Source organism: Neobacillus sp. NPDC097160 (assembly GCF_044762155.1).
Classification (GTDB): domain Bacteria; phylum Bacillota; class Bacilli; order Bacillales; family Cytobacillaceae; genus Neobacillus.
This window is the reverse complement of sequence record NZ_JBIWDU010000007.1, coordinates 159,952-180,860: the sequence shown is the minus strand read 5'-3', so window position 1 is coordinate 180,860 and position 20,909 is coordinate 159,952. Positions and strand designations below refer to the sequence as shown.

Sequence of the window (20,909 nt, the reverse complement as noted above, 5' to 3'; positions counted from 1 at the left end):
TGGCAAAGTTCTGTATTATTATAAAGATTTTCGCTATATACGTCGAAATTATCGGTTTAATGGCGAAAATCTTTACCTTGAATGGTATTACTTTTCATTCCTAGTACTTTATATTATTCCTTCTATTATTACAGCTACGACACTAGGTTTCTCATTATTACCATTGTATTTTGAAAAATGAAGAAAAAAGAATTCTAAAAATACAGGGGGAAAAAGTATGTCAACTAAAGTACGTAATATTGTTGATGATTCACCATTAAAGAAATTTCACATCAAATTAACATTATTTTCTTCAGGTGGTCCTTTCCTTGATGGATATATACTTAGTATCGTAGCAATGGCATTAATCCCATTAAATCAATCATTTGAAATAAATAATTTTTGGAATGGGATGGTGGGTTCTTCAGCTTTAATAGGGATATTCATCGGTGGAATAATTTTCGGTTATCTTTCTGATAGGGTTGGCCGAGAAAGCATGTATCGTTGGGATCTAATAGCATTTCTTGTTCTATCTATTCTTCAAATATTTGCAACTAGTGTGGAACAGCTATTTATTCTCCGACTTTTACTAGGGATAGCTATAGGGGCCGATTATCCAATTGCTACCTCGTTGTTAACGGAATTCGCTCCTAAAAAATACCGAGGAAAAATGATTGGGTTCTTAACAGCATCTTGGTATGTTGGTGCAACGGTTGCATACTTTGTAGGCTACTTTTTATTAAACTTGGGCCCGGATTCATGGAAATGGATGTTGGGGTCAAGCGCGATACCAACAATAATTGTTTTATTAATGCGTTTAAATACCCCTGAATCACCAAGATGGCTTTTAAGCAAGGGGCAGAAAGAAAAGGCACTGAAAATTATGAAAAATATTTACGGGGATGACACCACATTAGCAGATATTCCTTCAGTACCAGCTGAAAAACCAAGTTTATTAAAACTTTTTTCACCCAAGTATCGAAGGCGTACGATATTTGTCATGTTATTCTGGAATTTTCAATTAATCCCGATGTTCGCGATTTATACGTTTGCTCCAACATTATTAGAAACATTTAATTTAAATAAAGGTGATTTGTCACATATTGGATCGGCTTTTATCTCAGTGCTATTTTTAATTGGATGCACTGTGTCAATGTTCTTTATTGATCAAATTGGACGGAGAGCACTTTGCATATGGGGATTCTTTTTTACCACAATCGCCCTGCTTGGTCTGGGGTTGGCACCAGAAGCAAGCAATTGGGTTATCATTAGTTTGTTTTTTATGTATGCATTTTTCGCTGGAGCGCCTGCAATACTTGAATGGGCTTATCCAAATGAACTATTCCCGACAGAAATTAGAGGAACAGCAGTTGGTTTTGCTACCACCGTAACAAGGGTCGGTGCTTCAATTGGAACTTTTGGTTTACCGATAGTTTTAGCATCGTTTGGAGTTGGACCAACTATGCTGATTGCAGCGGGATTAAACATTATCGGATTACTTGTATCTATATTTATGGCACCTGAAACAAAAAATCTTAGCTTAGATGAAGCAAGCTATGATGAAACTACCGATATTAGTTTTAAGGAGAATGTTACCCTTAAAAATGAAACAACATTATTTTAAAAAGCTTTTGAAAAACTCATAGGGAAACTTCATTAAAGGCAGATAAAAGTCTGCCTTTCTAATATATTATATTAATGTTTTTAAAAGTAGAAATTTTGTTGTTCCAACTTGTTTAATAGATTAGATTTTACATATAATAATCTTAGGTATTCCGTGGTAAGACCAAAAAAATAATCTAATAAAATTTATAGTTTCTAATTGGAGGGATCAAAAATTAAACTAAATAAGGAATCTCAAACAAAGTCATATGTAAAAATAATGGAGGAAATTCGGCATTTAATTTTAGATGGAGGGTTATCACCAGGGGATAGACTTCTATCTGAACGCGAATTGTCCACCCAATTGAAAGTTAGTAGAACCGTTATAAGAGAAGCCTTAAAATCATTAGAGATGCTTGGTATCATTGAAGTTAAAGCAGGAGGTACTTTTATAAAAGAACCAGAATTAAATGGTGTTTATCATACATTATCCTACACAATGGCCTTAGATAGTGTCACGATATCTGATTTGTTAGAAACAAGGAAAATTATTGAGGTTCAAGCAATAAAATTGGCATCAATTCGACGAACAAGTACTGACTTAGTAATCCTTACTGAAATATTAACCGAAATGAAACAAGCATTAATTGAAAATGATTTAGAGAAGAGTGTAGCTTCAGACCATAAGTTTCATTCGTATTTAGTTAAATCAAGTAAAAATAAGGTTCTGTCAATTATGATGGATGCAACATCTGATCTATTTAAAGAGGTCTTATCCATTACAAGAGATAAATTAGGTAAATATAGCGGAATGGATAAAGTGATTTATGCTCAACACTATTACATTTTTAAAGCAATTAAAGATCAAGATGTCTCTTATGCAGAGAAAATCATGACGGAACACTTGGAATCATTAGAAAGTGAATTGAAAATGATTGTCCAAGGTCGCGACCCAGAACTTCCAAGAGTAGATGAAATAGATTTAAATGAGTTATAATTCAAAGTTTCATTTTATAAATTAAGTATTTCATAGTCAGACCATAAATTTAAAAGTGTTAATTTAACCAATATGAATTTTATGGAAGGAGCGGTAAACTTGTACATTAACGGGGAATGGATCAAAACAAACGAAACTATTGAGGTATTTAATCCGGCAACAGGTAATTTGGTGGATATAGTTTATACGGTTGGTTTGACTGAAACTAAAGACGCAATCCAGGCTGCAAAGCATGCATTTAAATCATGGTCGCAGATGGCGATTGACCAGCGCGTTGCTTTTTTACATGAAATTGTGAAGAAGTTACAAGACCAGCGTGATGTCCTGGCTCAATTAATTACAAAAGAAATGGGGAAATCCATTCACAATGCCCGCTATGAGGTTCAAAGCACCATTTCATTTTTTCAATGGTTCGCCGAAGAAGCGAGGAGGGTGTATGGCCGAATTATTCCGGCATCTGCGAATAATAAAAGGATTGCGGTAACAAAACAGCCTGTTGGGGTTGTAGCTGCAGTAACCCCATGGAATTTCCCGTTATCGATGACAGCTAGGAAATTAGCCCCTGCGCTGGCAGCGGGATGTACTGTTATTCTTAAACCTTCCAAAGAGGCTCCATTATCATCAGTTGCATTATTTAAAATCTTTGATGAAGTTGGGATACCAAAGGGTGTTGTGAACCTTGTGATGGGTAATTCAGATACTATTGTGGGAACGTTGATGGAAAGTAAGGATGTAAGGAAGATTTCATTCACAGGTTCAACTGAAATTGGAAAAAAGCTGATTCGTCAATCTGCAGATACTGTAAAAAGAGTCTCGATGGAATTAGGAGGACACGCACCGTTTATCGTGTTTGAGGATGCTGACCTGGACCTTGCAGTTGAAGGAGTAATTCAAAGTAAGTTTGCTTCAACAGGCCAGCAGTGTGTGTGCGCCAATCGCATCTACATCCAAGATTCCATATATGATGACTTTGCCGCTAAACTCAAAGAAAAAGTCTCCCAATTAAAAGTGGGAGATGGAATTGACGAAGCAAATAATATTGGACCGCTTATTAACGAGTCGGCGATTGCAAAGATGGATAAACAAGTTGAAGACGCAAAATCCAAAGGGGCAACAGTTCTTTTTGGAGGAGAAAGGCTTATTGGCGGGGAGTATAATAAGGGTTACTTCTATTGTCCTACCTTGTTAGGAGAAAGTATGGAAGGCATGGAAATATTACATGAAGAAACCTTTGGGCCGATTGCTCCGTTAATCCGCTTCTCTTCTGAAGATGAGGTTGTTGAACGGGCAAATGATATTGATTATGGGCTGGCGTCATATTTTTATACGAATGATCTTTCCCGCATATATCGTGTTTCTGAAAAATTAGAATATGGAATGGTAGGGATTAATGATGCGGCACCATTCTCTGTTCAAGCACCTTTTGGAGGGATAAAGGAAAGCGGCTTAGGAAGAGAGGGAGGTACCGAAGGAATAGAAGATTATCTGAATGTAAAAATGACTTCTACTAGAATATTGTTTTAACGGTGAATACGAAGGATATTCTGCAGTTTCTTTAATTAAATATGTACAGAATCTGCATATGTTCATTTGAAGAAAATATTTGTGGTTCATTACAACCCATGTTTGATTAAGGAAAATAATTCAGTATAAAGGATTAAATAATATAAACAGCAGACTTTTTGGAGCCTGCTGTTTTCCTTTCCATTTAATTTTTAAAAATGTTGTTTTCGGCATCATTAATAGCAGCAATATGATGTTGTCTGACGAACTGTTCGATTTCAAGTGTGGAATCATTGCCCGCCAGAAGTGAAATGATCGTTTCATGTTCATCAATGGCTTCAATTGCACGAATTGGAAAGTACATTGGTTTTAACCGTCTAATTGTATCGAGTTTTTGCCACATTTGTTCTATTAAATTAAATAAAGATTTATTAGGGCAATTTTTTATCGAATAAAGATGGAATTCTTTGTTTAACTTAATATATCCATTGAAATCAAACTTCTGTAAGGCTTCTTTTATTTGGGAATTAATTTCTTGCAGTTTGTTTATTTGTTCGTCAGTGATTGAAGCTTTGCTTAATGTTACTGCATAGCCTTCTAGTACTGCAAGTGTTGAGAGTACCTCGAAGTATTCATTTTCGTCAATAAATGATACTACTGCACCACTATAAGCTTTGATCGTTACAAGTCCTTCTGCTTCCAAACGACGAATCGCTTCGCGTATAGGAATAGCACTTAAATTTAACTCCTTTCCTAATGTATCAATAACTAAACGTTGACCTTGTACATAACTACCTTCTGTGATACGAGAACGAATGACTTGATAAGCGATTTCTTGTTTACTGTCCTTTTTCATATTTTAAATTATATATGATTTTATATATTATTTCAATGGATGTTTCTAAATCCGATAAATTAAATGTAAGATTAAAAAAGTCAAAGATTCTGAAAATTAACAATTGAAATCATATATGATTTGGTATATGATAATAATCATAAAACATCAGACGAAAAAAACAGATTGATAGAATTTAATAAAAAGGGGAAAAAGAAATGGAAAAGTTAACGGTTGTTGGTTCCGGTGTAATGGGCCGAGGGATTGCCTATGCTGCAGCACTTGGTGAGTTTCGTGTATGTTTAAACGATGTCAGTCGGGAAAATTTGGATAAAGCGAAATTATATATTGAAACCGAAATGACCAAAAGTGCTGAAAAAGGTTATTTAAACAGGGAACAGGTAGCAGCTGCACTTAAGAGTATTGAATATACAACTGACCTTGAAGCCGCAGCAGGAGATGCTGATATTGTCATAGAAGCAGTTTTTGAATTAATGGAGCTTAAGGCGGATATTTTTAAAAAGCTTGATAAGATCTGTCCTGAGCACACAATTCTCGCAACTAATACTTCTACAATGAGTCCGACCGAAATTGGAGCTCAAACTTCAAGACCGGAAAAGTGTATTGCCATGCATTTCTTTAATCCGGTTCATAAAATGAAGCTGATTGAAATCATAAGAGGTCTAGAAACATCGGATGAAACGGTAGCGAAGGCGAAAGAGGTTGGAAAGAAATTAGGTAAAGAAACCGTTGAGGTAAATGAATTCCCGGGATTTGTCACAAGTCGAATGAACTGTCTAATTGGAAATGAGGCCATGAATTTACTGATGGAAGGCGTCGCCTCTGCGGAGGATATTGATAAGGCGATGAAGCTTGGATTGAATCATCCAATGGGCCCGCTGGAACTTGCTGATTTAGTAGGATTGGATACAAGACTTAGGAATATGGAATATCTGTATAAAACATTAGGTGAAAAATATCGTCCTTGTCCGTTGCTGATTAAATACGTAAAGGCTGGCCGCTTAGGACGTAAATCTGGGCAAGGATTTTACAACTATGAAAAATAATTAATCCTATAATGATTGGAGGGTCAATACATGGAGAATACATTAAATTGTGAAAAACTAAGATCTGCTGAGGAAGCCGTAAAATGGATTCAATATGGTGATCAGGTATTGGTTGGCGGATTTGGATTATGCGGAACCCCGTTTACCTTAATAGATACAATAGCGGAATCCGACCATGCCAGAGACTTGACGATCATCAGTAATAATTTAGGTGAGGCAGGAAAAGGGCTCGGAAAACTTCTAATCTCAAAACATATTAAAAAAGCAATTGGCTCTTATTTTACTTCAAATCGCGATGCCGTAAAAGCATGGAAAAGCGGAGAGCTGGAAATAGAGTTAATTCCTCAAGGTACATTAGCAGAGGCTGTTCGTGCCGGAGGTGCCGGGATTGCTGGTTTTTACACGAAAACGGCAGTCGGTACGAAGCTGGCAGATGGGAAGGAAGAAAGAGTTTTTGATGGGGAGAGATATCTTTTTGTTAGAGGAATTAAGGCTAATGTGGCTTTAATCAAGGCGTTGAAAGCAGATACGATGGGAAATTTAATCTATTCAAATACCGCCCGTAACTTTAACCCGATGATGGCAACGGCGGCGGACCTTATTATCGCAGAAGTAGATGAAATTGTTGAGGTGGGAACGTTTGAAGCCGAACAGATTGTGACACCCCATACCTATGTAGACATCCTTGTTTTGAATGATCGCTATGAAAAAATAGGGGGTGAGTATGTTGAACGTAGTCGGTAAAAGCCAAGCTGCCAATCGTATTCGGATTGCTAAACGAATTGCGATGGAACTACAGGAAGGAACGGTGGTCAACCTTGGTGTAGGAATTCCTACATTAATACAAAATTATTTGATGCCGGACAGTAAAGTATATCTTCAATCAGAAAACGGATTATTAGGGATGGGGCCGACACCTCCAAAAGAAGAAATCGATATGGATTTGATTAGTGCCAGTAAACATCCGATTACATTGGGCACAGGGTCTTCGATTTTTTCTAGTTCGGATTCATTTGTGATGATTCGCGGTGGACATGTGGATGTTGCGGTAATGGGAGCACTTCAAGTCAGTGAAACAGGTGAGATTGCCAATTGGGCGGTCCCTGGCCAAGATATTCTCGGTGTCGGTGGAGCAATGGATTTGGTGGCGAGTGCCAAAAAGATTATTATTGCGATTAGCCATGTAGCGAAGGATCAGTCACCTAAAATTGTTAAAAAGCTTACATACCCAACAAGTGGTATACGTACGGCAGAAATGATTGTAACGGAAAAAGCTGTCTTTCGGATCGAGAATGGAAGATTGCGATTAGACGAGATTGCGGTGGACTCTAGTCTAGAAGAAATAAGAAAGTTGACGGGTGCGGAGTTTTTTGTATCTGAAAAGGTAAAAACCATGTGTGTTGATTAGCATTCGGAATGGTACTACATATGAAAGCAGGGGGTGGAAGTAGATGGATTTTAACAATATTATGGTCAAGCTAGAAAATGAAATCGGCTTCATTATTGTGAATCGTCCGGAATTGCGAAATGCATTAGATATAGAAACTTTACTTGAAATAGAAGGTGCTCTAGAGCAGTTACGAGTAAACCAGGAGATAAGAGTGGTGGTTTTTACGGGTGCAGGTGAAAAATCATTTGCTGCCGGGGCGGACATAAGTCAGTTGAATAAACGAACAATGATCGAGGCGCTTCAGCCTAATATGACAGCAACTTATCGAAAAATAGAAGACTATGAAAAACCAACTATTGCTGCAATCAACGGTTTTGCGCTAGGCGGGGGCCTGGAGTTGGCGCTTTCTTGTGACATCCGTATCGCCTCCTACAATGCCAAAGTAGGGCTGCCGGAAGTCGGATTAGGGATTATTCCCGGTGCTGGAGGCACACAAAGACTAACGAGAATTATCGGTAAAGGAAAAGCGATGGACCTTATTTTAACAGGAGACATCATTACGGCAGAAGAGGCAGAGCGAATTGGCCTCATTAGCAGGGCTGTTCCGCAGGAAGAGTTGATCGAAACGGCTAAAGCATATGCACGGAAAATCGGTTCCAAAGGTCCGTTGGCATTACGGTTAGCAAAAGCTGCAGTAAACCGCGGTGCTGATATTGAAATGGAAACGGCACTATATTTAGAAAAACTAGCCCAAACAATATTAATCGCCTCTGAAGATAAACGAGAAGGTACCCAAGCGTTTTTAGAAAAAAGAACACCACAATTTCAAGGAAAATAAAAAAAATAGACGGGGGAAGTAAAAAATGGATTTTACATTTTCTGAGGATATTCAGTTATTAAAGAAAGCAGTAAATGATTTTGTACAAGAAGAAGTGGAAAAAGTAGCGATGGAAATTGAAGAAAACGATGAAATCCCTGCCCATATCATCGATGCTTCCAAGGATATGGGGTTATTTGGATTAAGCATACCTGAAGAATACGGCGGGCTTGGTCTAGACATGGTCGGAAAATGCGCCATATATGAAGAACTGGGTAAAACTCATAATGGATACACCACACTAATTGGTGCCCACACCGGAATCGGCTCAGTAGGGATTGTCGAGCTTGGAACAGAAGCACAAAAGAAAAAGTATCTCCCTAAGATGGCAACGGGTGAATGGATTGGTGCGTTTGCCTTAACGGAACCAAGTGCTGGATCCAATGCGGCTAATTTAAAAACGAAAGCCGAGAAAAAGGGCGATAAATATATTTTAAATGGTTCAAAGCATTATATTACCAATGCGGTATGCGGAAATGTATTTACTGTTATGGCTGTTACTGACCCTAGCAAAGGGGCAAAGGGAATCACTTCATTTATCGTAGAAAAGGATTTTCCTGGCTTTATTGTTGGTAATGTAGAGAAAAAAATGGGGCTTAGAGGCTCTCATTCTGCTGAATTATTTTTCGAAGATTGTGAGGTTCCTGCAGAGAACGTACTTGGTGAAGAAGGTAAGGGGTATGTGAATGCCCTCAAAATCCTTGCAAACGGCCGTGCAGGTCTTGCGGCGCGCAACTTAGGTTCCTGCGAAAAACTGCTGGACTACAGCATGGATTATGCCATGCAGAGGATACAATTTGACAAGCCTATTTTTGAACAGCAGGCTGTCCAGCATATGTTAGCAGATATAGCAACGGAAATAGAGCTCCTCCGTTCCATGACTTATCGCGTTGCCTGGATGACTGATCAAGGAATGAGAGTGGTTAAAGAGGCGGCCATTGCAAAGCTGTATGGATCAGAAGTGTACAATCGCGTAGCTGATTTAGCTGTTCAGATCCACGCAGGAATTGGTTATATGAAAGATTACCCAATTGAAAGATTCTACCGCGATGCGAGAATCACGAAAATTTACGAAGGCACAAGCCAAATTCAGAAAAATATTATTGCCAGTGAATTAAAACGGGAATTTTTATAATAACAGTTCAATAAAGACTTTTTAAAAAAGGGGGATAAAGTAATGAGAAATGTTGTCATCGCGGATGGTGTCCGAACAGCCATTGGCAGGATGGGTGGGACACTAAAAGATGTAGAAGCAGATTTTTTATCAGAAAAAGTGATGCGTGAAGCATTAAAGAGAAGTAACATTAATGGAGCAGATGTAGATGAGGTGGTCTGGGGGCATGCCAAGCAAAGTTCAGATGTGCCTAACCTGGCGCGGCTGGCGGCACTTCGAGCTGAACTGCCGATAGAGGTTCCTGGATATACTGTCCATCGTCAATGCGGTTCCGGCCTGCAGGCAATTAATAATGCAGCACAGCAGATTATGTGTGGTCTTTCCGATATCGTACTGGCCGGCGGTGCCGAAAGTATGAGCACTGCACCGTATTATTTAAGAAAAGCAAGATATGGTTACGGTGCCGGAAATGCGGAAATTGTCGACCCAAATACCGAAAGCCAGCCAAGGGCGCAGCCTATTGAAGTGTACGGAAATTTGACAATGGGTTTAACAGCTGAAAATCTTGCTGAAAAATACACCATCAGCCGCGAAGAACAGGATGAATTTGCCTTTGATAGCCAGCAAAAAGCAGCAGATGCGATTGCAGCGGGGAAATTCAAAGATGAAATTATTCCATATGGAGTAAAAGTAAAAAGGGAGAAAATTCTTTTTGATACGGATGAACACCCTCGTTTAACAAGTCTTGAAAAACTGGCGGCTCTAAAGCCTGTTTTCAAACAGGGAGGAACCGTTACAGCCGGAAATGCAAGCGGACGAAATGATGGTGCCGCAGCCCTTGTGATCATGTCAGAGGAAGAAGCACTGAAACACGAAATTAAGCCTCGTCTTCGAATTATTTCGCAAGCTACTGTTGGTGTAGCACCTGAAATCATGGGTATTGGGCCGGTACCCGCCACATTGAAGGCCATTAAGCAAGCAGGATTAACATTGGATGATATCGATTTGATTGAATTGAACGAAGCATTTGCCGCTCAAGCACTTGCTTGTGTCAAAGAATTAAACATCGATCGAAAAAAACTTAATGTTAATGGTGGAGCAATTGCCTTAGGGCATCCAATCGGAGGAACTGGTGCAATTTTAACCGTAAAAATCATGAATGAAATGGAACGCCGTGGCGCCCGTTACGGTTTAATTACCGCTTGTATAGGCGGAGGCCAAGGAATTGCTACGATTGTTGAAAACTTAAGGGTATAGACGTTCTGGAGGGAAAAGGTATGAGGAAACCACGTGTATTACAAATCTTTTCAATGTATCATCCGGAAGGGGAAAAGGTTCTTCGCGAGGGGGCTGAAGTCATTCGGACAGACCGCTGCGATATCCCGCATTTATGTGAAGCCGTAAAAGGCGTGGATGGGATCGTGCTGAGGGCCCCTGCCAAAATAACGAGAGAAGTCATTGACGCGAATCCAGGGTTAAAAGTAATCTCCGGGGCTGGCGTTGGCCTTGATAATATAGATGTTGCATATGCTACGGAAAAAGGAATCCCTGTTCTTCATGCGCCATCGGTCAACAAGGTGTCTACTGCTGAACATGCTGTCACACTCATTATGGCACTTGGAAAATCCTTGATTTCCTTTCATGATAATATGAAAAAAGGAAACTATGATTCCCGCATTACAATTTCCAGCAACGAGTTAAAGGGGAAAAAGGTGGGTTTAATTGGATTTGGGAATATTGCCCAAGAGGTGGCGAAACGACTGAAGCTTGGATTAGAAATGGATGTGACTGCATGGGTTCGGGAGTATAAACAGGAAAAGCATCAAATCGCATATGAAATTGGGGTCCACATAAACACGAAAATGGAAGAGGTATTTCGTGAATCCGACTTTATCTCGCTGCATATTCCATTAACCGAGCAGACCAAGTATTCCATTGATCGGAAGTTTTTCTCGATCATGAAGCCATCTGCGTATTTAATCAATACGGCCCGTGGCCCGGTCGTAAATCAAGAGGACTTATATAATGCATTGAAAGACGGACTGATTGCGGGAGCAGGGCTGGATGTATTCGATCCAGAACCACCTGCAAAAGATCTTCCTCTATTATCATTGCCAAACGTGATTGTCACACCACATGTCGGGGGAACAACGGTAGAATGTAATTATATTATGTCAACTACGGTATCGGAAAATATAATCAAAGTTCTTGAAGGAAAAATACCGAATTATATTGGCAATCCAGAAGTGTTAAAATCGAAAATAACAGAATAGGGGTACAACCATGGAAAAATATTCTATTGCCTTACTTCCCGGAGACGGAATTGGCGTTGATGTCGTCCGTGAAGGGAGAAAAGTATTAGAAACAATAAGCAATATACACGGCGGATTTTCTTATTCTTTTACCGAATTTGACTGGAGCTGTGAATATTTTGCGAAACATGGCAAAATGATGCCGGACGATGGATTGGAAATCTTGAAAGATTTTGACTCTATCTTCCTTGGTGCTGTGGGATATCCCGGTGTTCCTGACCATGTGTCGCTATGGGGTTTGCTATTACCAATCAGAAGACAATTTGAGCAATATATTAATTTACGTCCTGTTAAACTATTAAAGGGTATTCAGTCCCCGCTTGCAGGCAAAACTTCTAAGGACCTCGACTTTATTGTGATACGTGAAAATAATGAAGGCGAGTATTCTAATATCGGTGGTCGGATGTATGAAGGAACCGATATGGATATGGCCATCCAGAACAGTGTTTTTACCCGAAAGGGAGTTGAAAGGGTCTTACGGTACGCCTTTGATCTCGCCCAGAAGCAAGGAAAGAAAGGGCATGTAACAGCCGCAACGAAATCAAATGGGATAAATCACACGATGCCGTTTTGGGATGAATATGTGGAGAAAATCAGCCAAGAATATCCTGGAATAACTCATAATACCGTTCATATCGATGCACTAGCTGCCTTTTTTGTCAGTAAGCCGGAGACGATGGATGTCGTGGTTGCATCAAACCTATTTGGTGATATTTTAACGGACCTTGGGGCGGCCATTGTCGGCGGACTCGGAATTGCACCTTCCGCTAATATAAATCCGGAAAAGAAGTATCCATCAATGTTCGAACCAGTTCACGGCTCAGCACCGGACATTGCCGGAAAGGGGATTGCCAATCCACTGGCTTCCATTTGGTGTACAAGTATGATGCTTGACCACTTAGGTCAACCGGAGTCTGCAAAAGCAATTATCGATGCAATGGAGGAAGTACTCCAGGAGAAGGAGGTTCTCACACCAGACCTTGGCGGTCATTCAACTACAGAGCAGGTCGGCGATTACATTTGTGAAAAACTGAAAATCCTTTTGGGTTAAAATAAATGAAAAAGCGGCATAATTTGCCGCTTTTTTTGTGATTTGTAGGTTAAGTAGAGATGGTTTCGATAGGCTCATTATGATCAGCTGTTTTTAAGGCTTTATCCTCAAAGCCGGATTTTTTAATTGCAAAGTATAATAGGAGACAGTGTTCGAAGTTTGTAATATCCAAGGAAGTCAGCTCGCTAATTTTATCCAGTCGGTAAACCAGGGAATTCCGATGGAGAAATAAAATTCGGGCAGTTTCACTTATGTTCATATTGCAACGGCAGTAGGTCATGAAGGTACTTGCAAATGTAGGGAAGTTACAGTGGTTAAAAAACTTAACCATTTTTTCCGATAGTCGCTCTGAAATGTACGGCGTCAATTCCTCGCCAATAACCTCCAGTATAATATTCCAATCATTATAATAGTAGATTTCAGGGGTAATATTGGTCTTTTTTCCGGCTATTAAAGCTTTTAATGAATCCTCATAGGACTCTTTAATCCCTTTGATCCCATCCTTTACACTTCCCATAGCAATTCTGATGGTAAATTGATATTTAGTACTTAAATATTGAATGGTCCTGTCAATTTTATGCCTTATTCTTTTGATATATTGGTCAAGTGGCTCAGTTGTGTCTACTGTTTTAATTAAAATAAATTGATCAAGTGTTAATAAGGAGAGTAAATCTTCCTTATTATCGATTAAATAATAGCGTAAAATATCGATTATATTATTTTGTAAAAATTGCCAAGAATATTTGTCAGGAATCTGATTTTGTCCCTCAGAAAATTGGTCTGAAAGCAGATCCATTTCAATTAGAAGGCAGACTCGGTTAACATTTTGATCGAGGTTATAGCCAAGCATTTTTCCGTACCTGATAATTTGTCCAGGATCATCCAGTTTCTCCGAATTTAACAGGTAATGAAGGAAATTATCAAGCGTTTTTGATTCAAGATTTCTCATTTCTTTTTTCAAATACTCATGGCACATCAATTCTACATGACTCTTGACGAGTTGGGCATACTTTTTAACCTCTTGCGGATTGCCAACAATACCAAGAACACCGACGGGCTCGTTATTCATCATAATTGGTGTCGCTACTCCAGGTAAAACATTCTCTAGATCCCTTAAATCCTCAATTTCATAACAGATCGGTTCTTTCCTTTTTAACACTTCTATGGAGGCTTTATGAAAGCTGCCCAAACGGTTTACGTCATTCGATCCAATAATATACCCCTTTTCATCTGTAATGCTTATTGGGTAACCGATAATTTTAGTCGTATTTTCAACAATAGCTTGGGAAATATCCTCTAAAAAGACCAAATGTCTCCACCCCTTTACAATTTAAATATGCTCATAATATAACTTCTCTAAAAGGCTTTGAAATCCCTTGTGGAAATTGGCTATTAAAATAATTCAAAATATTTATTTTACCGTTAAAAATGCACATAGCTTACTATAAGCAAAATTAGTACATTAGTAATATAGGAATAGATAATAGAAGGGTGGGGTACCAATGCCAAATAAGGCAGATATTATTATTATCGGTGGAGGGGTAATCGGCTCCAGCATTGCTTACCATTTATTACATGATGGGTTTAGTGGCAGGATTATTATTTTTGAAAAAGACGGGCTTTATGAATTTGCTTCAACTCCAAGGAGTGCCGGTGGTTTTAGGCAACTTTACACAACGGTCATTAATATGCAGTTAAGTAAATATAGCTTACAAATTTACAAGGACTTCTCAAAAGCGATGGCAATTGACGGGGAAGAGGTCGAAATCGACTTTAAACAAAGGGGATATCTATTCCTGGCGATGGAGAAAATGATGCCGAAATTTGAACAGCATTTAAAGCTGCAAAATGAAAACGGTATCAATTCTCAACTACTGCAAAAGAATGATCTCTTAAATATAATTCCTGAACTGAATATCGAAGACATCTCCGGTGGACTTTATTGCGCAGAAAGTGGTTATTTGGACCCTTACTCGGTTATGCAAGGATATATTAGAAATGCCAAAAAATTAGGTGCTGAATATGTTTATGATGAGGTTGACTGCCTGATTACCAACCAAGATCAAATTAAGGGAGTAAGGATGGCTGACGGCCGTGAGTATATTGCTCCAATTGTCGTTAACTGCGCTGGTGCATGGGCATCGATTTTGAGTGAAAAAGCCGGCCTGCCGCTTCCTGTTGTACCACTTCCAAGACAAATCTTTCAATTTGATATTGAAAAGCCATTGCAAAAGTATCTCCCTTTAACTATGGATCCTACCGGGGTTTATTTCCGCCATGAAGGTGAGAAGTTTATTTCGGGTTACGCGGAGGAAATTGCACCGGGTATTGACTTTAAATGGCGGAGGTCGGCATTTGTTGAAAACATTTGGCCGGTTCTTGCCAATCGGATTCAAAACTTTGAAAATGCTAAAATTGAACGTGGCTGGGCAGGCTTGTATGATTTTAACACGGAAGATCATAATGCGATATTAGGGGAATATCCAAAGATGAAGGGCTACTTTGTCGCGTTTGGATTCAGTGGACATGGGATGCAGCAGGCACCTGCGGTAGGTAAGTGTCTCTCCGAACTCATTCGTACCGGTAAATACGATACGCTTGATTTAACGCCTCTGAGGGTAGAACGATTTGCCGAAAAACAATTGATTGTAGAAGATGCTATTTATTAAAAAAAGGAAACAGTATGTTCGGAGGGCGTGAAAAGTCTTCCGAACATACTGTTTTTAAAGGGGATGAGGACCATTGTCAACTCGACAAAGGAATAGTGCTATTGAATATAATTATATGCGACCGGGAAAACAGGAAAGGATGATTATGCAGAGAAAAGGCCAATATGTCACAGGATATTCAGTTGGGATTCTTTATTTAGATGCCTGCTGGTATCCTGTTATTCCCGGGAATGTGGCGAATCTTGAAACTTACAACTTTCCAGTTCGTTTGAAAGTCGTTACGGATTGCCTGACAGAACAGCTTCTAGAGGGAGATTCTTCCTTGTTGAACAATATTATTCAAGCAGCCCAAGAGCTTGAAGCAGAAGGGGCTAGGGCGATTTGTGGAGCTTGTGGTTTTTTCGGGAATTTCCAGGATAAGGTCGCTGCAGCCGTTGATATTCCCGTATACCTTTCAAGTATGATCCAGGTTCCGTGGATCAGAACTGGCTTAAAACCAGAAAAAAAAATCGGTATCTTAACTGCCTATGCGGATGGACTTAGTGAAAACTTATTTAAAAGCTGTGGCATTAATGACTATAGTCATTTGGTCATTGCTGATTTAAGCCAGGAACCTGAATTTTCAGCTATCATTGAAAATAGGGGAACATTTGATAATGAAATGGTTCGGCAGGAGGTTGTGGATGCAGCAGTCAAATTGGCCGAAGAAAACCCAGATCTTGGTGCTATCTTATTGGAGTGCAGCGATATGCCGCCGTATGCCGCCGATGTTCAAAGGGCAGTAAAGCTGCCTGTATACGATTTTATTACCATGATTAACTGGGTTCATCATGCGACAAGTCAAAAGCCATATTATGGGTTGTTCTAAATAAAAATGAAAAGAGAAGAACCAGCAGGAGTGTTCCCGCTGGTTCTTCTCTTTTAATTATCATATTTTGTTGTTAATGTTCTATAAATCATGACCGAAAAGCCACCCCAGAAGATTCCTAATGTTAAGACCATCATAATAATAGCCGTGGCACCCATTTACATGCCCTCCTTAATATCAAGAGTTGGAGGAGCAGTATAAGTTTCTGTTTCACTTAAGCCTTCCTCGATGACTGAGCTTCTCCATTTATGCTTAAATCGAAGCATGAATGGGATAATAAGAAACGCAATAATGAGTTGGAAAACAATTGTACCAACATTTGCTTCTTCAAAAGGTTTCCACCATGTATCCGGATACCATGTTGTCGCTTGGTATAACCACCAGCCTGTTACGATCACAAATAAAATGGGGATAAAATATTTGATGGAATAAACCCACCAGCTATTGATTTTAATAAAGCTAACCTCATTAATTTCTTCCTTCATTTTTTCAACACCATACTTAATAGCTGCGAAAGCATATAAGAAGCACGAAATCAACAGGCCTACTCCCCAAACCCAGTCCTGATTGTTAAAGAAGGACATATTGACGGCAGACGGTATTCCCCCTAAAAAGATCGCAATCACAGTAAATATAATCGCTTTATTTCGTTTCACACCATGGTCGGAAATATTCCTTGTTACTAATTCAACCATAGCAACAAGTGAAGTAAAGGCAGCGAACGCGAGTGCTGCAAAAAAGGCTATTCCAAAGAGGTACTTTTGAGGCATTACATTAATTAATTCCACCATATAAATAAAGGTGATCCCAGTATTCCCAGAGCTGGTTGCCTGTGCAATATATTCCGGCGATGGGGCTAGGGCAAAAATCGCGGGAATAATGGTCATCCCGGCTAATAATTCGACCGAGTTATTTCCAAGCCCGGCAGTTAATGAGTTTTGGGCAATATCGTCACCCTTTTTGGTATAAATCGCATATGTAGCATATAATCCCCAACCGGCTCCCACCGACCAAGCAGATTGAGACAAAGCTTGAATCCAGGTCGATGCTTTAGCTAAATACTCCCATTGGGGTGTAAACATATAGGCCAATCCTTCCATTGCCCCTGGAAGGGTAATGGAACGAATCGCTGTAAAAATCATTAGCAGGAACAATAACGGAAGGAATATTTTTGACATTCGTTCGATTCCTTTTGTTACTCCGATGTAAACAACCAGCCCAGAAATCCCAATGGCTAGTAAATGATAGAAAACTGGTTCAATCGGGCTTGCAGTAAAACCGTCCCAAATTTTTTGAGAATCTACTTTACTAGTAAACGTTCCTTTTAACGCTAGGAAGAAATATTTAAAAGTCCAACCTACCACAACGGAATAGTAAAAGGTGATTCCGATTAGAACGATGGTAATAAATGGCCCAAACCACGTGAATTTTTCGCCGACAAACTTCCGGAATGAGCCAATTGTTCCTGTCCTCGTTCTTCTACCGATAAATATTTCAACCATGATTAAAGGCAATGACCAAAGAAATAAAAATACTGCCCAACCGATAAGAAACGAGCCGCCGCCATGCTCCGCGACCATTCGGGGGAATCTCCAAATATTGCCCGTCCCAACGGCCATTCCCATTGCTGCTAAAATAAACCCGATTCTGGAAGACCAAATCACTTGATTATTTTTCATAACCTCAATCCCTTCGTATTAATTAAAGTAGAAAGCGTTTTCAATAACCTCCTTTGTAATTTATCTTCGTGAATGTTACCTATATTTAAAAAATTCCGACTTCTTAAGTTTATTCATAAATTAGATTTTATTCTATGTGCAAGATTAACGAAAAAATTTACATAGAATTTTATACTTTCTTGCAGTTTTAACAAAATATTTATCAATTTAAGGAATGTAAATAAATAAAAGCTGATAAAAAAAGAAAGAACCCGCTTAAAGAGCGGGTTCTGCTTTCAATTCCTCGTAACACTGGATGGCTGTATAAAGAAGCATACAATGTTCAAAGCTGCTTGTGTGGAGGGAGGTAATTTCACTTATTTTTTCAAGTCTGTAAATGATGGTGTTCCGATGGATATACATGTTTCTAGATGCTTCACTTAAATTCATATTATATTTACAGAAACCAATAAAGGTTGATGCCAAAATATCGTAGTTATCCTGTTGGGTTAAAGGGGCAATAAGCTTTAAAAGATTATTCTGGTAATTAGTGGTCAGTTCTTTTGGAAGCAGTCTAAATAGTGTTTCGCGCTCATTATACAGATGTATGAGAGTATCTGGGTCAAACCGCATCCCAATGGTCATTGCTTTACCTGCGTTATGATAGGATTCTGCTATACCGCTTAAACTGGAACTGACATCCCCGGCTGCAATGCAGGCAGAAACACGGTATTTCGCCGCAAGGAAGTTATTAAGTTTCTGAAGTTTTTCATCTAAGCTTTCAAGTAAAACTGTATATGACCGTTGATAGGGGAGAGATTTGATCACAATAAATCTTTCTAGGCTCAAAAATGAAATGATATCATCTTTATTCTCCTGAAAAATTAACTGTAAAAAACTTAAAACCTCCCGTTGAAAATATTGTAAAGGAAAACTTCCAAATAAATCGTCGGTTGCATTTTTTGCTGATAGTGTTTCTGAAAGATTTTTTATATCAATTAACAGACAGACTCGATTCGTATGTATGTCAAATTCAAGGAGCTTTGCGGATTGTAGGATTTGGCCATTCCTATCATCTTCATTTTCGGTAAAATGAATTAATTGATAAACAAACATCTCTACCATTTTTTCCTTTAGCTCCACCATTTCCTTACGGAAGGCCTCTTGGCACATCATTTCTACTTGATTTTTAACAAGTTGAACATATTTTTCGACATCTCTAGGTTCCCCGACAATACCAAGAACCCCAATCACTTTATTATTAAACTTAAGCGGCGCTGAGACTCCGGGAAGGATTTTTTTTTCAATTTCATTTTTACAATCTACGATGACATTTTTCTTGATCACTTCAAGTGATGGCTGATGGAAAATACCAATTCTGCTTTTATCAGTGGAGCCGATGATAATGCCTTCATTGTCAGTAATGCTGATGGGATATTGTAAAATTTCACTTGTTTTTTCGACGATATCTTGGGCGATGTGTTCGAGAATTTTCATATTGTTCTGCTCCTTCCCTTATGATTCAATCTGAGGAAAATATGTTCTAGGAATATATCTTTCAGGTACCATTGTATCGATTTTTTAGTAGGTTGTACAATGATTCTGAAAAATCACAATTTATTACGTCAAAAATACTGTGAATGTTAAACAAAGATTTGGAGGGAATAACAAATTAATTTGGGAATATTGACCAAGATGGTTAAGAAAACAGCTTGAAAGGCTAAATTCTTTCCTCATTTTAGTGAAAAAAAACAAAAACTGTTTCGACTATATCTATTTTTTTGTGTAAAGTAAACATATGATTCGGAAAATTTATAATTTACAATTATCTCAGCTCACCAAAGAATATCTTTTGCTAAATTAGAATATAAAGGAGGTTCACCATTTGAAAAACGAAGAAGTAAGAGTAAGTGAAAACCTAAGTGAAGCCCATACTCTACCATCTTGGCTATATACGAAACCTGAGGTCCTCGAAGTTGAAAAAAGAGAAATTTTTTGTAAAACCTGGCAGTACGTTGGACACGTTAGTCAGTTAAGTAAGCCAGGGGATTTTATTACGTCGGAAGTTGCCGATCGTCCGATTATCATTAGCCGTGGACAGGATGGGGAAATTCGTGCCTTTTATAATGTTTGTACCCACCGGGCTGCAAAATTAATAGAAGGTGAAGGGAACAGGTCTGTATTTACCTGTCCGTATCATGCATGGACGTTTCGTACCGATGGTTCCCTATTAAGAGCGCCCAATATGGGGGGCTGTGACCATTTTGACCATCAGGACTTCTGTTTAAAAACCATCCAATTGGAAATCGTTCAATCCTTTATATTTGTGAATTTAGATCCTGATGCCCCTTCGATGGCCATACAATTTCCTGATTTATTTCTACACGTCGAAAAATATGATTTAAGCAAATTAAAAAGAATTCGTGTAAAAGAAACTATTTGCCGCTCCAATTGGAAGGTTGGTATTGACAACTATCTTGAATGTGATCATTGCTCGATTGTGCATAAAACACTAGTTTCAAAGCTTGATATGAAACAATACGAGATGGCCATGTATGATTACTATTCGTACCAAGGTACACCGCTAAAAGGGAAGACGAGCGATTTTGGATTGGGTCAAGGGGGAAGATACTATTGGCTTTATCCAAATACATGGTTCTCCTTCGATCCGGGACCAGCAAACCTCTCAATCCACCAGTCCATTCCAATTGACCATAATACAACGAAATATGTATACACAACCTTCTTTATGACCGATGTAATGACCAAAGAAGAGGAAGAATTACTCGCAATGGATGACACAGTAAGAAAAGAGGATCTAGATATTTGTGAGGTCGTTCAAAAAGGTTTAGAGACTACTGCCTATTCACAAGGGAGATTTTCACTCACGGAAAATTTAGTTCACCATTTTCAATTACTCTTGCAAAAAGATTTAGAACATGTTCTGTCGCTGCCTAAGAAAAACCAATCGACTCCCATATAAGAGA

At 38.8% G+C, this 20,909-nt stretch carries 19 protein-coding genes; 14 read left to right on the top strand and 5 right to left on the bottom strand.

Annotated features, from left to right (window positions below; all coding sequences use genetic code 11):
- Positions 1 to 217: 217 nt before the first annotated feature.
- The 3 genes from ACIQXV_RS12165 (at position 218) to ACIQXV_RS12155 (ending at position 4,102) form a co-directional block, all read left to right on the top strand.
- Positions 218 to 1,603 carry an MFS transporter gene (locus ACIQXV_RS12165; protein WP_402959097.1) on the top strand — a complete coding sequence of 462 codons (1,386 nt, stop codon included), beginning with the start codon at positions 218 to 220 and terminating at the stop codon, positions 1,601 to 1,603.
- A 198-nt stretch (positions 1,604 to 1,801) separates the two neighbouring features.
- Positions 1,802 to 2,578 carry a FadR/GntR family transcriptional regulator gene (locus ACIQXV_RS12160; protein ID WP_402959095.1) on the top strand — a complete coding sequence of 259 codons (777 nt, stop codon included), beginning with the start codon at positions 1,802 to 1,804 and terminating at the stop codon, positions 2,576 to 2,578.
- Positions 2,579 to 2,677: 99 nt separating this feature from the next.
- On the top strand, positions 2,678 to 4,102 hold the full coding sequence (locus ACIQXV_RS12155) for an NAD-dependent succinate-semialdehyde dehydrogenase (RefSeq protein ID WP_402959093.1): 1,425 nt from the start codon (positions 2,678 to 2,680) through the stop codon (positions 4,100 to 4,102).
- A 184-nt stretch (positions 4,103 to 4,286) separates the two neighbouring features.
- Here ACIQXV_RS12155 and ACIQXV_RS12150 read toward each other — a convergent pair whose 3' ends face one another.
- Positions 4,287 to 4,937, bottom strand: coding sequence for a GntR family transcriptional regulator (locus ACIQXV_RS12150; protein ID WP_402959091.1), 651 nt, complete (start codon positions 4,935 to 4,937; stop codon positions 4,287 to 4,289).
- 197 nt (positions 4,938 to 5,134) lie between these two features.
- Here ACIQXV_RS12150 and ACIQXV_RS12145 point away from each other — a divergent pair, with 197 nt between their 5' ends.
- Genes ACIQXV_RS12145 through ACIQXV_RS12110 form a run of 8 tightly spaced genes read left to right on the top strand, consistent with a single transcriptional unit; the run spans position 5,135 to position 12,727 of the window.
- Positions 5,135 to 5,983 (top strand): 3-hydroxyacyl-CoA dehydrogenase, encoded by an 849-nt coding sequence (locus tag ACIQXV_RS12145; protein WP_402959089.1) that lies wholly within the window; start codon positions 5,135 to 5,137, stop codon positions 5,981 to 5,983.
- 30 nt (positions 5,984 to 6,013) lie between these two features.
- Positions 6,014 to 6,727, top strand: a complete 714-nt coding sequence (locus tag ACIQXV_RS12140; RefSeq protein ID WP_402959087.1) for a CoA transferase subunit A — start codon at positions 6,014 to 6,016, stop codon at positions 6,725 to 6,727.
- Positions 6,708 to 7,391, top strand: coding sequence for a 3-oxoacid CoA-transferase subunit B (locus ACIQXV_RS12135; RefSeq protein WP_402959085.1), 684 nt, complete (start codon positions 6,708 to 6,710; stop codon positions 7,389 to 7,391). The genes ACIQXV_RS12140 and ACIQXV_RS12135 overlap by 20 nt, the downstream gene beginning before the upstream one ends.
- A gap of 43 nt (positions 7,392 to 7,434) precedes the next feature.
- Complete coding sequence (locus ACIQXV_RS12130; RefSeq protein WP_402959083.1) at positions 7,435 to 8,211, top strand: enoyl-CoA hydratase/isomerase family protein; 777 nt, start codon at positions 7,435 to 7,437, stop codon at positions 8,209 to 8,211.
- Between the two features lie 25 nt (positions 8,212 to 8,236).
- Positions 8,237 to 9,385 (top strand): acyl-CoA dehydrogenase family protein, encoded by a 1,149-nt coding sequence (locus tag ACIQXV_RS12125; RefSeq protein ID WP_402959081.1) that lies wholly within the window; start codon positions 8,237 to 8,239, stop codon positions 9,383 to 9,385.
- A gap of 42 nt (positions 9,386 to 9,427) precedes the next feature.
- Complete coding sequence (locus ACIQXV_RS12120) at positions 9,428 to 10,621, top strand: thiolase family protein (protein WP_402959079.1); 1,194 nt, start codon at positions 9,428 to 9,430, stop codon at positions 10,619 to 10,621.
- Between the two features lie 20 nt (positions 10,622 to 10,641).
- Positions 10,642 to 11,637, top strand: coding sequence for a hydroxyacid dehydrogenase (locus tag ACIQXV_RS12115; RefSeq protein ID WP_402959077.1), 996 nt, complete (start codon positions 10,642 to 10,644; stop codon positions 11,635 to 11,637).
- A 10-nt stretch (positions 11,638 to 11,647) separates the two neighbouring features.
- A complete protein-coding gene (locus tag ACIQXV_RS12110; RefSeq protein WP_402959075.1) occupies positions 11,648 to 12,727 on the top strand; it encodes a tartrate dehydrogenase in 1,080 nt (359 codons plus the stop codon).
- Positions 12,728 to 12,776: 49 nt separating this feature from the next.
- On the opposite strand, the gene ACIQXV_RS12105 is transcribed toward ACIQXV_RS12110, so the two are convergent.
- Positions 12,777 to 14,036, bottom strand: a complete 1,260-nt coding sequence (locus tag ACIQXV_RS12105; RefSeq protein ID WP_402959073.1) for a CdaR family transcriptional regulator — start codon at positions 14,034 to 14,036, stop codon at positions 12,777 to 12,779.
- Positions 14,037 to 14,229: 193 nt separating this feature from the next.
- Here ACIQXV_RS12105 and ACIQXV_RS12100 point away from each other — a divergent pair, with 193 nt between their 5' ends.
- Both ACIQXV_RS12100 and ACIQXV_RS12095 read left to right on the top strand, forming a co-directional pair.
- On the top strand, positions 14,230 to 15,396 hold the full coding sequence (locus ACIQXV_RS12100) for an NAD(P)/FAD-dependent oxidoreductase (protein ID WP_402959072.1): 1,167 nt from the start codon (positions 14,230 to 14,232) through the stop codon (positions 15,394 to 15,396).
- 145 nt (positions 15,397 to 15,541) lie between these two features.
- A complete protein-coding gene (locus tag ACIQXV_RS12095) occupies positions 15,542 to 16,264 on the top strand; it encodes an aspartate/glutamate racemase family protein (protein WP_402959071.1) in 723 nt (240 codons plus the stop codon).
- A 53-nt stretch (positions 16,265 to 16,317) separates the two neighbouring features.
- On the opposite strand, the gene ACIQXV_RS12090 is transcribed toward ACIQXV_RS12095, so the two are convergent.
- From ACIQXV_RS12090 to ACIQXV_RS12080, 3 genes are all read right to left on the bottom strand, one after another.
- Positions 16,318 to 16,422 carry a MetS family NSS transporter small subunit gene (locus tag ACIQXV_RS12090; RefSeq protein WP_402959069.1) on the bottom strand — a complete coding sequence of 35 codons (105 nt, stop codon included), beginning with the start codon at positions 16,420 to 16,422 and terminating at the stop codon, positions 16,318 to 16,320.
- On the bottom strand, positions 16,423 to 17,943 hold the full coding sequence (locus tag ACIQXV_RS12085; protein WP_402959067.1) for a sodium-dependent transporter: 1,521 nt from the start codon (positions 17,941 to 17,943) through the stop codon (positions 16,423 to 16,425). It abuts the gene before it with no gap.
- Between the two features lie 255 nt (positions 17,944 to 18,198).
- Positions 18,199 to 19,419: a CdaR family transcriptional regulator gene (locus ACIQXV_RS12080; protein ID WP_402959065.1), complete on the bottom strand. Its 1,221-nt coding sequence runs from the start codon at positions 19,417 to 19,419 to the stop codon at positions 18,199 to 18,201.
- 388 nt (positions 19,420 to 19,807) lie between these two features.
- On the opposite strand from ACIQXV_RS12080, the gene ACIQXV_RS12075 reads away from it, so the two are divergent.
- The gene (locus ACIQXV_RS12075) at positions 19,808 to 20,905 is read left to right on the top strand and encodes an aromatic ring-hydroxylating oxygenase subunit alpha (RefSeq protein WP_402959063.1); all 1,098 of its coding nucleotides are present in this window, start codon (positions 19,808 to 19,810) and stop codon (positions 20,903 to 20,905) included.
- Positions 20,906 to 20,909: the final 4 nt, after the last annotated feature.